The 14,346-nt window shown below is 41.0% G+C and carries 10 protein-coding genes and 1 pseudogene; 6 read left to right on the top strand and 5 right to left on the bottom strand.

What is annotated here, in order from left to right; translation table 11 throughout:
- Positions 1-66: 66 nt before the first annotated feature.
- The gene (locus tag U2718_RS21590) at positions 67-1,500 is read right to left on the bottom strand and encodes an IctB family putative bicarbonate transporter (RefSeq protein WP_341997059.1); all 1,434 of its coding nucleotides are present in this window, start codon (positions 1,498-1,500) and stop codon (positions 67-69) included.
- Positions 1,501-1,683: 183 nt separating this feature from the next.
- The gene (locus tag U2718_RS21585) at positions 1,684-3,231 is read right to left on the bottom strand and encodes a GAF domain-containing sensor histidine kinase (RefSeq protein WP_341997060.1); all 1,548 of its coding nucleotides are present in this window, start codon (positions 3,229-3,231) and stop codon (positions 1,684-1,686) included.
- 671 nt (positions 3,232-3,902) lie between these two features.
- On the opposite strand from U2718_RS21585, the gene U2718_RS21580 reads away from it, so the two are divergent.
- The 5 genes from U2718_RS21580 to U2718_RS21560 all read left to right on the top strand — a co-directional run bounded on the left by U2718_RS21580 (position 3,903) and on the right by U2718_RS21560 (position 8,429).
- Positions 3,903-5,069, top strand: a complete 1,167-nt coding sequence (locus tag U2718_RS21580; protein WP_341997062.1) for a DegT/DnrJ/EryC1/StrS aminotransferase family protein — start codon at positions 3,903-3,905, stop codon at positions 5,067-5,069.
- A gap of 43 nt (positions 5,070-5,112) precedes the next feature.
- Complete coding sequence (crtB, locus tag U2718_RS21575; protein ID WP_341997064.1) at positions 5,113-6,057, top strand: cyanoexosortase B; 945 nt, start codon at positions 5,113-5,115, stop codon at positions 6,055-6,057.
- Between the two features lie 48 nt (positions 6,058-6,105).
- Positions 6,106-6,762: a peptide-methionine (S)-S-oxide reductase MsrA gene (msrA, locus tag U2718_RS21570; RefSeq protein WP_341997066.1), complete on the top strand. Its 657-nt coding sequence runs from the start codon at positions 6,106-6,108 to the stop codon at positions 6,760-6,762.
- Positions 6,763-7,363: 601 nt separating this feature from the next.
- A complete protein-coding gene (locus tag U2718_RS21565) occupies positions 7,364-7,531 on the top strand; it encodes a hypothetical protein (protein ID WP_411813346.1) in 168 nt (55 codons plus the stop codon).
- A 4-nt stretch (positions 7,532-7,535) separates the two neighbouring features.
- Entirely contained in the window at positions 7,536-8,429 is an 894-nt protein-coding gene (locus tag U2718_RS21560) for an SDR family NAD(P)-dependent oxidoreductase (RefSeq protein WP_341997068.1), read from the top strand.
- 6 nt (positions 8,430-8,435) lie between these two features.
- Here the strand turns inward: U2718_RS21560 and U2718_RS21555 are convergent, their stop codons facing one another.
- The 3 genes from U2718_RS21555 to U2718_RS21545 all read right to left on the bottom strand — a co-directional run bounded on the left by U2718_RS21555 (position 8,436) and on the right by U2718_RS21545 (position 13,661).
- On the bottom strand, positions 8,436-9,632 hold the full coding sequence (locus tag U2718_RS21555; protein WP_341997070.1) for a serine/threonine-protein kinase: 1,197 nt from the start codon (positions 9,630-9,632) through the stop codon (positions 8,436-8,438).
- Between the two features lie 235 nt (positions 9,633-9,867).
- On the bottom strand, positions 9,868-10,446 hold the full coding sequence (locus U2718_RS21550; protein WP_341997072.1) for a hemerythrin HHE cation-binding protein: 579 nt from the start codon (positions 10,444-10,446) through the stop codon (positions 9,868-9,870).
- A gap of 467 nt (positions 10,447-10,913) precedes the next feature.
- Positions 10,914-13,661, bottom strand: coding sequence for a cation-transporting P-type ATPase (locus tag U2718_RS21545; protein WP_341997073.1), 2,748 nt, complete (start codon positions 13,659-13,661; stop codon positions 10,914-10,916).
- 288 nt (positions 13,662-13,949) lie between these two features.
- Here U2718_RS21545 and U2718_RS21540 point away from each other — a divergent pair.
- Positions 13,950-14,228 (top strand): annotated as a pseudogene (locus tag U2718_RS21540) (zinc ribbon domain-containing protein); the annotation flags it as partial.
- Positions 14,229-14,346 lie beyond the last annotated feature (118 nt).

The following is a 14,346-nucleotide window of genomic DNA, read 5'->3' as shown; positions in this document are numbered from 1 at the left end:
ACAACTAAGCATGACAATTTCTCTTGTCTGTTCCCTGTCACCTATTTCCCCTTTTCAGGTGAGACTTTAGTTGGGTGCGGATTGGGAATGAAGTGAATTTACTTGTTGAGTTTGAGCTTGAGCTGAAGATGTCCAGTAGCTGGCAACTAAACCTACTAATAGCCACCAAATACTATTGACTGCTGGACGATACCACACGGTATCTACAAAACCATGACCTAGCATACCTGCCAAGGCAGCGATCGCTCCAATTAACCACAAACCGTCTACACTTGAAGCTTGGCGCAGTTTTTGCAGTTGCAACCAACCTGTATTAAACATTACTACTAAAAACCATATAAAACTAGTTAAACCAATGATGCCAGTCTCCACAGCCACTTCTAGCAAAATCGAATAAGCACTGAGGGCATTGTATCGAGGCAGTTGGTAGAATGGATAAATTTTATTAAAAACATCATGTCCAGGGCCGATACCAAATACTGGATAGTCTTGAATCATTTTAATCACTGCCATCCAAACATTGATACGAAAGTTATTGCTGCTATCGCCACGCCCAGCAAAAATACTGAGAATACGCAAGCGAAAAGTTTCTGAAAATCCAAAAGCGACAACAAAAGCAGCGACAAAAAACCCAAAAAGCATCGGTACTAACCAGATTCGCCAAAACCGGGGTAGGTACTCACCATACCAGTAACGCAATAGCAACACCAAAACAACTAAACCAACTGCTAAACCAATAAAACCACCACGACTGTCAGCAAAACGGAAGCAGGCTAGATTTACAACCAACATCGTGATTGCTAAAGATTTTTGCACCCATCCCCGCCAAGCAAACACTGCCACTAAACTTAAAATCACAGCTGGCAGCAAATATCCAGCCAGCAAATTCGGATTTCCTAAAAAACTATAAACTCTTGTATTCTTAGACAATGGTGATTCAGGATCAACCCAAGTTGCCAACTGTGCAGCACCAAAAAACTTCTGCCGCACCCCATAGACACCCACCAGTAAAGACATATGCAAGTATAAAATCAGTAACCAAGACCTAATCCGGGGTGAAGTGAGTATTCTGGCACACAGTGCAAACAGCAGCAAATAGAGTGTAAAATTTATTAGCCCTGCTAGAGCAGCCCTTTTTTCTGGAGATAAGGCGGTAGCAACTACACAAACTCCCCAAAAAAGTAATACTAGCAGATGAATTGGAGTCACAAACAGAGTATTTGGGGATGTAACTTCATCAGACAAAGTCAACAGTAGCCAAAAGGCTCCACAAGCCAACATTAATATCCCCAGCACAGCTGTATTATTCACAGTGAATGGTGCCAATATTAACACCAAGCTCACTAAAGCAGCCGAAATTGCGTCTCCCCACTGCATCAAGATACTAGTTTGTCGCCAAGATCTCAATAAGCCCACCAAAAAACTGTGTAAGTAGCTAGTGCCAAGATATTCTTTCAGTGGTAAATCGGATAATGTAAATTTTTGCCAGATTAAATTCATAAGACACTGTAAGCAATTAGCACAGAGTGCAGATTTATGATAGTTTATATAGCTCTAAAAGTTGAAACTTTTTCAACTCATAGTCCATGCTAATTGAAGACAGTTAATGCTTAAAGACAAAAGAGAAAACTTGTATATATATTTTTGTGTTTGCTGTGCTGCGCCAGTCTAAAATTGTGTGTACTAAGAAGAAGTATTTGAGGAAACATCACTCATTGCTTGTGTTTTTTCTTGATTCAGTGGCAACGTTAAGACATAACGGTATCCTGATTCTGGTGATCCTTGAATCGAAATGTACCCGCCATGTAATTCTGCCAACTCACAACTGAGTAACAAACCCAAGCTTTCCCTTGAGAGATTACCATGCTGCTGAGTTAGATCCAGGATACTCGACACTGCAACTCTCCCATTATTCAGCTGATCTATTGCTAGTGGTAATTTCAGTGTTATTTCTTGATTTTCTGGGTGATCGTAAGTTTTTGTCTCACTCGTTAGTTCAAGCAATGGTGAGCTATTGAGTCTGAAGTAAGGATCAACTTCTGTAATTCCATCTCCTAACCAAGGATGGGAAACCCAAATCGTTATATTGAGCGTATTCTCTTTATATGAGACATGAAGCCGGACAACGCTGCCTGTTGCAGATAGTTGAATCACGCTAAAAATTAGGTGATACAACATTTGTCGTACCTTGTCTTTATCTAAAGGCCAAATGCGATGACGTCCTGGTTCAATAGAGAGGCGAATATCTTGCTTACAACGATTGGCGGCTTCTTCAAGAGTATTTATTGCTTGTTGACACAACATTTCAATATCTACAGGAGCAATATTTAGTGTAGTTTGGCTTTCATCCATTGCTCCTAGTTCAGTAATTTCATTCACTAAGGAAAGTAAGTATCGACCGCTGTGTTGGATAATGTCTAAATATTCTCTTTGCTTAGTAGTCAAAGGGCCGTATATTTCGCGTCCAAGTACACTAGCCATACCCAACACAGATGTTAAGGGTGTACGCAACTCCTGAGTTAACTGTTCCAAAAGCTTCAACTTGAGTTGGTTAGTAGGAACTACATCTGTTTGAATTGTAACTGGACTAATTTGGATTTCACTAGTACTAACTTCTGGAAGTGACCAATTAGCAGTACTCATAGAAATTGTACTGTCTGAAACAGATTGCAGTAGCCGATTACGCTCAAATTCACTCATGCTCCAACGAGCTATTATTTGTAAAAATTCAATATCGCGCTGAGTAAAATTGCGTGGCACCAAGTCCATTACAGCCAGCGCACCTAAACAATTTCCACAAGCATCTATTAATGGTGCTCCTAAATAGGCACGAATGCCATAATCTTGCACTAACTTACTGGCAGCTAGCTCTGTATTTGCTAAATGCTTAGTATCATTTATCACTACAGCTTGCGAACCTTCTACGACCTGAGTGCAAAAAGACTCCCAACGTAACAATTGGCGGTTTTGCGCTAATTGATTCATTAGTCCTAGTCTGGATAAACCCACTGCTGACTTGAACCAATGGCGTTCTTGATCCACAAATCCCAAAATAGAAATCGGTGCCTCTAAAAAATGGGCTGCCGTTTGAGTGGCTTCTTCAAAAACAGGAATGGTTTCTGGTTGTCGTAAACCTAATTCTGACAATGCCTTCAGGCGTTGTTGCTCTTTAGTTTCTGAGGATTCCCAACCATCCTTTAGGGGTAAAAACTTATTTTCAGGCTCCACCATTCCCACCACTACCTTGATAATTGATCGATACTGTAATTCATGTAACCACTGTTTATGGGTTATTCGCTACTCTTAAGCATTCCCCAATTTCGCTGCGGATCAACAAGGAAAGAGTAAAAATTTTAACTTACTAAAAATTTTTCATCTAGCTAACTACTTCTTTTTTGAAATATTTGGTTGCCTCAGTAGACAGTATATATTTTCTATCTCTTGTGCTGTAAATGTAATCCGTAGTTATTTCAAAATCGATACCTAACTACGTTAGTCTTGGGGTTGAACTGGGTAAGATAAAACTCAGAAGTAAATAGAAACTAAAAATTTACCCTGGTATATTTCCGAAATCATACATAGAGCAACTTTTTAAATTAGAAGTAGCGCTTCTGTTTTAAAAGAGTTGTAAAAATTTTAGTGGATGTTGTTTTTTTCAAACACTCTATGAGTTAAATATCCAAAATGGTTAGATGGAGTATTTTATATCTTTAAATATTTGCAAAATTGTTATTTTGAATTTAATTTCTATAAAATCCTGAGTTAATTCAATAGTTTTCAATAGATATTAAAAATGAATTTATGCTTGTAATGCACAATAATCAATACCAATTATGGCATTAAATGAACAAGTATGTTAAGACTTTATTAATAAAAATTTAATATGAGATTTTTGAGTATATATGAAAATGAGTAATATACCAATCGCCATCCCTTTTGTAAACTTAAATTTCCAACATCAGTTAATTCAAAATCAACTGCAACAGGCAATTCAGACTGTATTAGAACAGGGAGATTTTATTTTAGGGCAAGCACTTTCAGATTTTGAAGCTGTATTTGCTGCTGCTTGTGGCTCAAAATATGGTGTCGGTGTAGCCTCAGGTACTGATGCGATCGCCCTTGGTTTACAAGCTTGTAATATCGGTGTTGGAGATGAAGTAATTCTACCAGTTAACACTTTTATCGCAACGCTGATTGGAGTTTTGCGTGCAGGAGCAAAACCAATTTTTGTCGATTGCGATCCTCGCACAGCTTTAATTGATTTAGACGCAGCGGTAAGAGCAATCACATCAAAAACTAAAGCAATTATTCCCGTACATCTTTACGGTCAAATGGTATCGCCAAAACAGCTTTTAGATTTGGCTGATACTTACAAATTACTAATTTTTGAGGATGCAGCACAGGCACATCTAGCCGAGCGAGAAGGATATCGTGCTGGTTCAGTAGGAATTGCAGCAGCTTTTAGTTTTTACCCCAGCAAAAATTTGGGAGGATTGGGTGATGGAGGAATGCTTGTAACGCGAGATCCAGGTGTGGCTCAAACTATGATCCGTTTACGCAATTACGGTGCATCCCAAAAATATTTTCATACCGAAAGTGGTACAAATAGCCGCTTGGATACAATCCAAGCCGCTGTGTTGCACCAAAAATTACCATATCTTGCTCAGTGGAATCGCGATCGCTTCCAGATTGCTCAGGATTACGACACTGAACTGGCACCCTTAGCAGCAAGCGGAATTATTCCTATCGAAAACCATAGCGGTGAGGGACACGTTTATCACCTTTACGTCATAAGAGTTTGTGATTCTTGCCCTGTGGAACGTTCTGCAATGCAAGCACAACTGATGGCAGCAGGAATTCAAACAGGCATTCATTACCCAATTCCCTGTCATCTCCAGCCAGCATTTGCTGATTTGGGTTATCAAGTCGGTGACTTTCCTCATGCTGAAATGCTGGCAAAGCAAATTCTATCGTTGCCGATGTATCCTGGCTTGAGCAACAGCCAAGTCAAAGAAATTTCGAGTGCGATCGCTGCTGAACTGCCAACCAATCTTCCCGTTGCAATCTAAGTGTGATGGCTGATGGTTTGATGATTGACTCTAGCTAAAAATTATGATCATTCGGCGTCAAGTAAAACATTGGCTTTCGCCACAATTGTTTAGCCTGCTAATTGTTAGTATTTTAGGGCTGTTATATGCTCCGGTTGTACTACATTGGCTGGATGGTTGGTTACACAAAAATATTAGTACAGAACACGAATATTTTAGTCACGGTATAATCGGTTTACCCTTTGCTGCCTATATTGCTTGGAAACAGCGAAAATTGTGGCAAAGACTGCCAGATATTACTCATCCCTTGGGTGCTGTGTTGTTGTTAGTTGGGGGAGTTTTTTATCTGAGCGGACTTAGCGAATGGGTGAATCTTTCCTTTAGTGCGATCCTGATAGGATTATGCTTGTGGCTCAAAGGAATTCCAGGCTTGAAATTGCAAAGATTTCCCCTGCTATTAGTTTTTCTAGCAACGCCAACTTTAGTTCCTTACTTAATTGCTCCTTATACTTTCCCCTTGCAAAGCTTCATTGCTGGCACTGCGGGGTTTATATTAAATCAGTTGGGTATGACGGTAACTGTTGATGGCATCAATATATATATAGAAGAACGGATTGTGGAAGTTGCCCCTTACTGTGCGGGGTTGAAAATGCTGTTGACAACTCTTTACGTTAGCTTGATGCTACTTTATTGGACTGGTGCTTTGTCTTCTCGTCGCATAACCACTTCGTTTTTATCCATAGCAGTATTAATTAGCGTGAGTGGCAATATTGTTCGCAACACTTTACTGGCATACTTTCACGGTACAGATCAAGAAGGTGCTTTTCATTGGTTGCATGACAGTTGGGGTGGAGACATCTTTTCTGGAATTTTACTGTTATTGTTAATACCAATTTTGAATTGGATTAATAGCTATTTCTCTGAAACTGCACTAACTCAGCCAGAGGGGGGAAATTATGAAGAAGATAGAAGAGAAAACCCACCCAATAGCGATCGCCATAATCTTTAAAATATGTAAGTAAAGTCAAAATATTTCTCAGAATCAGAGTCAAAATCAATGGTGCTATTTGGATTTGGTAAAAAATTATCCCTCCCCACTCCTGAACAAGCTTTGCCAGGGCGGGCTGAGGCTATGCCAGTCACCAATCGTCATTATGTCAACGGCAATCCGATCAAACCTCCTTTTCCAGAAGGCATGGAAATGGCCATATTTGGTATGGGGTGCTTTTGGGGTGCAGAACGCAAATTTTGGCAATTATCTGGAGTATACACTACGGCAGTTGGCTATGCTGCGGGCGTTACGCCTAACCCTACATACAGAGAAGTCTGTAGCGGCATGACCGGTCACAATGAAGTGGTTCTGGTTGTCTTTGATCCCAAAGTAATTAGTTACAGTGACATACTCAAAGTCTTTTGGGAAAATCACGATCCCACCCAAGGAATGCGTCAGGGTAACGACGTTGGCACTCAGTACCGTTCTGGGATTTATGTTTATTCTGAGGAACAAAGAAAGTTAGCAGAAGCATCGCGAGATGTGTATCAAAAAGCTCTCAAGGAAGCAGGTTACGGAAACATCACTACAGAAATTCTAGATGCGCCTGAGTTTTACTACGCTGAAGATTACCATCAGCAGTATTTAGCCAAAAATCCTGGTGGGTATTGTGGTTTGGGTGGAACAAATGTTAGTTGCCCTGTAGGATTAGTTGAATCTTAATTTTTAAAGTCACAGATCCCCGACTTTTGTGAAAAGTCGGGGATCTTATTGTGAACTAAAATGGCAAAGCAAAAATCATATTTTTAGAAATCGAACACAGATGGACACAGATGAACACAGATAATTTATCCGTGTGCATCTGTGTTTATCTGCGGAAAGTTTGTAGACGCTTTGCGGCTTCCCGTAGGGTGCGCCGGAAACCGGCGTTCGCGCAGCGTCCCGGAGGGAACTTCAAAGCTTTCCAAGACAGTGGTCGTTATTACCTAAAAATATGATTTTGCAATCAATCTGTTATTTGCTTCAACTCAATGTGAGTTCAGCTCATTTACATTAGAAGTTTAGTTCTAAAAGTTTTTAAAAGAGCTTCTTTTTCAAGAAAAAAGCATTTTTTGGCATATTTGTAAAATAAATCAAGTTATTTTTCAACGATTATTAAGAAAAACTTATATAAAAAATCTAGTTTTAGTCTCCATACATTATATGCATTTATTACTTATGAGTATTAAGAAATTCTTATTAAAAAATATTGCGGGTACTTGATTTAACTGTTAGATTGTGTTTGTGCAAAGATACACGTAAATCCTAAGTATTTAGGAGAGGAGTGAACTATGAGCCACATCCATTTTGCCGATCGCGTCAAGTGTTGATTTACGGCTGTGGATTTTTAGTGAGATTAAATTTCGTCTTACTGATACCGGATTGCGAAAAAGCTCTCATGAAGTTTGTAGATGACACAGGTGCGGTAAGACTAGAATTCTGGAGGTTTTAAATCCATGAATATTCAGGGTAAAGTAGCTCTAGTAACAGGGGCTTCCCGTGGAATTGGACGTGCGATCGCTCTAGAACTAGCGCAACAAGGCATAAAACGGTTGATATTAGTGGCACGCGATCGCCATAAGTTAGCAGAGGTAGCCAAAGAAATCGAGGCAATGGGAGTAGAAGCCACGATTATGGCAGTTGATTTGACTAAGCCAGTATTTGTTCATATTGCGATCGCCCAGTTGTGGCGCAGTTATGGGCCAATTCATATATTAGTCAATTGTGCAGGTGTAGCACACCAAAACTCTTTTTTGCAATCTAAACTTCCCCAAGTTCAAGAAGAACTATCTCTCAATTTATTGGGAACCTACTCTTTAACTCATATGATGGCTCGACGCATGGCAAGCCGCAGGGAAGGGACAATAGTTAATGTTTCCAGCTTGATGGGGAAAGTAGCCGCTCCAACGATGGCGACATATTCAGCCACCAAATTTGCGATCGTCGGATTTACTCAAGCTTTGCGCAGTGAGTTAGCTCCATATAATATTCGGGTGATGGCATTGCTGCCAACTCTTACAGATACAGATATGGTAAGAGATTTAGAGTTATTTCGTTGGGTAATGCCAATGACTCCTCAAAAAGTAGCAAAAGCGCTTGTTCTCGGCTTGCAAAAAGATTCACCAGAAATTTTAGTGGGATGGCAAAGTCATATCGCAGTCTGGTGTCAACGTTTTGCTCCTTGGTTGCTGGAGAAGATATTACAAATAGCAACTCCAAAGGTAGGGGATAGGGGACAGGGAACAGGGGACAGGGAACAGGGAACAGGGAATAGGGGACAGGGAACAAGGAGAAGGATTTTTACTACAGATCCACTCCCCCACTCCTCTTCTGTAACCTATAACCTGTAACCTGTATTACAACAAAGATGCGATAAAGGCGATCGCTCCTCCCCACAAAATCAAACTAAAGGGTGCACCAATTAAAAGTCCAGCGATCGCCCAACCTCTTTGATGCTCTTTAAAGTGTTGCACGCTGCGCCAGCGTTTGCTTCTCCAAGCCCATTCATTACCTCTTGCACCAAGTAAGATTGTCATAATCCACCCAACTGAGGGAAATAAACAGATCAATCCAATCCAAACTTGATTAGTCCACAACCAAAACCAAGGCATGAGAAATGCACCCCAATTCCAGCCGAGAATTTCATCAGGAACTTGTTCTTTAGTATTGTTAATACCACACCCAGAGTTATTAATTAATTCTCGTGACGGTATTACCAATTTATTTCTGACTGATTTATTAACAACCAAACCTGATTTTAAAGCTTCTAGTGCCTCGCGAGCATTGACAAATCTTTGCTCTGGCGCTGGTGCTGTCATTTTCTCTAGCCAGCTGGCAAAACTGAAACTGATGGTAACTCGCTCAATAAATTGAATCTGCAAATTGGATTGAGGTAATTCTGCTGGAGAAATGCCAGTTAGCAAATGAATCAATGTTGCTCCGAGTGCATACAAATCCGATGCCGGAGTTGCCCTACCACCATATTGTTCCATCGGTGCGTAACCGTAGGTTCCCACAACAGTAAACGTTACTCCTTCTCTGAGAACTTGATCCTGAACTGCGCCAAAATCCACTAAATAAATATGATGATCTACTCCCCAAATTAAATTACTCGGCTTAATATCCCGATGCAACACTGGTGGATGCAACTCGTGCAAAACTGTCAGAATATTTAAAACCTCAACAGCAATTTTGCGAACTTGCTTTTCTGTAAATCTATGTCCTTGAGCAAGTTTTTCTTTGAGGGATATACCAGGAATATATTGTTGTACTAAGCCAAACCAGAGTACTCGGTCATCAATACAAAAATTATCGACATACTTGGGAATACGGCGATGATTAAGATTTTGAAGAATTTGTGCTTCTCGCTCAAAAAGTTTAAGGTCATCCCACTGTACAATACCATCAAAGACTAGGAGTTTGACAACAACTAGTGCATTTTCTGGATCGGGGGCTTGTAAATCATTAGCTAGCCAGGTTTGGCGAACTCCATTGTTACCAAGTTGGCATTGAAGTTGATAACGGTTTTGTAAGACTTGTTCTACTTGCAGCATCTGAAACTTGCTTTCTCACCAGCCTGATTATTTCAATCTAGCTACAAGTACAAAGTCTTATCACACTCTCAGGTAGTACCTTCTTAATGGATTGCCCCAATGGGTGCAAAAGAGGAAAGGGGGAGTGGGAGCTAGGGACTAGGAAAGAAGCACCAGGAGCTTCAGGTTCAGAGGGGCAATAATGTAATTCACGATTCTCCGTGTCCCCGCGTCTCCTTATTCCCTTGTCCTTTTCCTACTGAGTTAGTCCTTCAAACATACCTCTGACAGCAGCGACAGCATCTTGAGTCCGCGCCCAAACACTCTGATCAGGATCTTTACCTGTAAGTTCTCGCGTACCCAAAACTTCCATTACTCCTTTCAATTGCTCTTGATGGGCGCGATTTTTAAAGTTCACCTGATTTAAGGAACCAATTGCCTCTTTTACATCGTCACCAACCACTTGAGATGCCTTATGGACAATCAAGCCAGTCATCACAGCTTGGTGCTTGATCCGTTCGTAGGCAGAAACTTTCTGATACAATGTCAGCTCAGTTCCATCCATCAAACGGTTCACCTGATCTACATACTGCCGGATATTATCTCTAGGCTGAACCGAACTACCATCAAACTTCGCGAGCACTTCCTGAAGAACTGCAAGATTTTCTCGATCATCTCTAATAAAATCATTCAAGCGATCGCTAATCTCGGTATCACTACTCACAGCAGGCTGTAATTTTTGTTCGGTAGCAATCAGCAACTCTTGTAGTGCTTTGAGATCTGCAATCTCCATAGCGATCGCACTACGCTTTGTGTCATCCAAAGTCGCAACCATAGTGAACTTTCCTCAAATCAGAAGCAAACAAGATTATTTTTCACTAGTAATTTACTCTTGGTATCTTTCTTGAGATATATTATCATTTATTTTTAAACTTATTGCTTAAAATGAAAGCGATCGCGTAGGTATCCGACTCAATTATTCCTAAATTAGGTGACTTATGGATTTACTTCACCAACTGCAAGCTCCCCGACATCTAATGAAGAGTCAGGGAGTTGTGTTTTGAGCAGGACTTACGCACAAGTTATGGAATAATAAACCGCAGAGAACGCAGAGAACACGGAGTTAAGAGGATTTTAGAGGGATTTTGCGTAAGTTCATTTGTGTTGGCCTATTTCTTGAGAAATTTTAACAACAAATTACCCAGTAATTAGAAGCTATTTTGGGAATTGGCGTGCGTAGGCGGGGAAAATAGACAGCCAGGAGACAGAAGCCCGAAATGAGGAGGAATTCTGGATTCTGATTTAATTTGGTGGATCAATCTTATTAGCGATCGCAGCCCAAACGATCATCGGTGAACCTACAGCCAAACAGAACAACCACTGCTGGAGAGTTAAAGGTGCTGTTTCAAATACATGATTAATCAATGGCACATGAGCAAATACAATCTGTAAAGCGATCGCTCCCACAATTCCCAGCCCAATTGCGGGAATATCCACATTTTCTTGGATCGTTCCATCCATCTTGGCAATTAAATTCGGGATTAATTGACTAATACTCAATAGATAAAAAATCCGTCCCGCAATTAAGGAATTAATCGCCATTGTTCGTGCTAAATCAACGTTACCTGTAGTTTGGCGAATATACTCAAAAACACCAAATATCACAATCCAGTTAAACAGAGAAATTGCTAAAATTCGCTTGATTCTACTACCAGATAGCAATGGTTCATTGGGGCTGCGTGGTGGCTGTTTCATCACGTTTTGCGGCTTTGGCTCAAAGGCTAAAGGCACTGTCATGGTGATGGAATTGATGACATTCAACCAAAGAATTTGTAATGACAAAATTGGCAAATCTCTAGCTAACAATGTGCTTAACAAAACTGTCATTGATTCTCCACCATTAACAGGGAGAATAAAGCACATTGCTTTCAAAAGATTTTTATAGACAGCGCGCCCTTCCTCTACCGCTGCTTCAATAGAGGCAAAGTTATCATTAGTAAGCAGCATATCAGACGCTTCTTTGGCAACTTCTGTACCAGCGCCGCCCATTGCAATACCAATGTCTGCTTGCTTTAAGGCAGGGGCGTCGTTAACACCATCTCCTGTCATGGCGACAATTTCGCCTTTTGACTGCAAAGCTTCCACAAGGCGCAGCTTTTGTTCTGGTGCTACACGGGCGAATACTACACCCTCTTCTGCTACTTGGGCTAATTCTTGTCGATCCATTTTTGCTAGTTCTGCACCAGTAAAGGCTAGAACTGAGCCATTTTTATGAATCCCCATGCGGCGAGCGATCGCTTGGGCAGTTACAGCATGATCGCCCGTGATCATCTTGACTTGAATTCCTGCTTCTTGACAAGCTTGCACTGCTTTAATTGCACTTGCGCGTGGTGGATCTATCATCCCTTGCAATCCCAAGAAAATTAAACCAGTCTCAATATCAGGATGATCCACCGTCATTTGCTCATTGCTGACTGACTTTTTCGCCAACGCCAGCACTCGCAACCCCTGCCGCGCCATAATATTTACTTCTCGTTCGATAGTTGTTTGGCGTAGAGTTTCTACACAATCTATCGGGCGGGGTTGTCCATCAGTATTCAACATCAAAGTGCAGCGTTTGAGAATTGCCTCTGCCGAACCCTTAACATAAATACTTTTACCTCTGGAAGTCTCATGCAAAGTTGCCATGTACTGGTAATCTGACTCAAAGGGAATCGCATCCAACCTTGGCATTTGTCTTGCTAAGTTAGATTGACTAAAACCCGCCTTATTCGCAGATATAATTAACGCTCCCTCTGTCGGATCGCCAACTACTACCCATTTGCCGTTTTTATTTTCCATGTGGGAATCATTGCACAACAATCCAGCAAACAGACATTCCTGCAAACCTTTATCACTGTTTAAATTAACTGGTTTGTCATCTTGAAGTATTTCTCCTTGCGGTTCGTAACCAATACCAGTGACAGTATACTGATGCCCTCCTGCATAAATTGCTTGTACTGTCATCTGATTTTCTGTGAGAGTGCCAGTTTTATCAGAACAGATAACAGTCGCACTCCCCAAAGTTTCCACTGCTGGCAACTTCCGGATAATGGCGTGCCGTTGTGCCATGCGCGAAACACCGATGGCAAGTGTTACAGTTACTACCGCTGGCAAGCCTTCTGGGATCGCACTGACAGTTAAAGCTACGGCTGCTTCTAAGGCATCTTGCAAATTTCTATAACTGAGTCCTACCACAAAAGTCAGACTCGCAAGTCCCAAAACTACACGTAGCCAACTCTGGCTAAATTTATCAAATTTTCTAGTTAAGGGAGTAGAAAGGTTGGTATGTTGCTCCATTAACTGAGAAATTCGACCTGTTTCAGTCTCATTCCCAGTAGCAACTACTACACCTATAGCTTGACCAAAGGTGACAAAACCACCCGCGTAAGCCATATTCTTACGCTCTGCGAGAGGGGTTTCTGCTGTTAAAGATTGAGTATTTTTTTCTACCGCTACCGATTCACCAGTTAGTGCTGACTCATCTATTTGTAAATTTCGCGCTTGTACTAACCGTAAATCTGCTGGTACTTTATCACCAGAAGCAAGCAATACGACATCACCAGGAACCAAATTCCGTGAAGGAATGCGTAATTTTTGACCATCACGAATAACAGTTGTTTCCGTAGTAATGGCTTGAGCTAGTGCCGCGATCGCTCCTTCGGCTTTTGATTCCTGGATAAATCCAATCATTGCGTTGGTAGTGGTGACACCCCAAATTACCCCTGCATTTACAAAACTACCAGTGACTGCTTTCACTAATCCCGCACACAGCAAAATAATCAGCAGTGGTTGGTTAAATTGCAGGAGAAATTTTAACCACCAAGGTTTACTTTTTTTCCCTGTCAGTTCATTAACACCAAAATCAGCTAATCGCTGCTCTACTTCTGCGCTGCTCAAACCTTGATCTAAATCTGTTTCCAAGCAGGCGATCGCTTGTGCTGTTTCCAAAGCATGCCAAACCTTGGGCTGCTCCTGTGGCAGCCTAGCTACAGATATAGTTTGAACCATGATTAAATACTTTTTAAAACGTGTTATATATTTTTTAACACTTTTTTTTAGTGCTAGCTAGAGAACTACACTATTTAAATTGAATGAAAACCATAATCTTTTCACAATAGTTCGATTCTCCTTGTCTTGCCACCCTACGAGCGTCTGTGCGTGTATACAGTCGCCTGCACTCGTGTTACCCCCTGTTCCCCGTTCCCTTTTCTAACTAGATAATTTCTTTTGCACAACCACTTACAAGAAATACTGGGAAGTTTGAAAGCCCACTAGTAGCATCTTGAAAATTTTTTGGATTTTCAATGGTATCAGTTCAGATGTTGGCTTGAGTATTTTGGAAATACCTACGGTAAAGTAACTATTGCTGTAGCTCCACAATACACCAGTATCAACTGCTCATCTTGTGGTAGACAAGTTAAAAAAACTTTATCTACTCGTACCCATAAATGTATTTGTGGTGCTCAGTTGTGCCGGGATGAGAACGCACTTAACATTTTAACTAAAGGACTAAGTACTGTAGGGCATACAGGGCGCGATTCGTTCTCTAGAAACTGCGATTTTGCAGAGGATTAGAGGCAAGGAATCAAATGGAGAACGCCTTATATTCTTCAAATGAACCTTGACAACTCAATGTTCGTGAGAGTGAGGTTAACTACCATCGGGCGGATGGAAAGTCACGCCTGGGAAAATC

The sequence above is a fragment of the Chlorogloeopsis sp. ULAP02 genome, assembly GCF_038404745.2.
In the GTDB taxonomy this organism is placed as follows: Bacteria; Cyanobacteriota; Cyanobacteriia; order Cyanobacteriales; family Nostocaceae; genus Chlorogloeopsis.
Note: the sequence above shows the minus strand (reverse complement) of the source record. Positions and strands in the feature narration are given on the sequence as shown.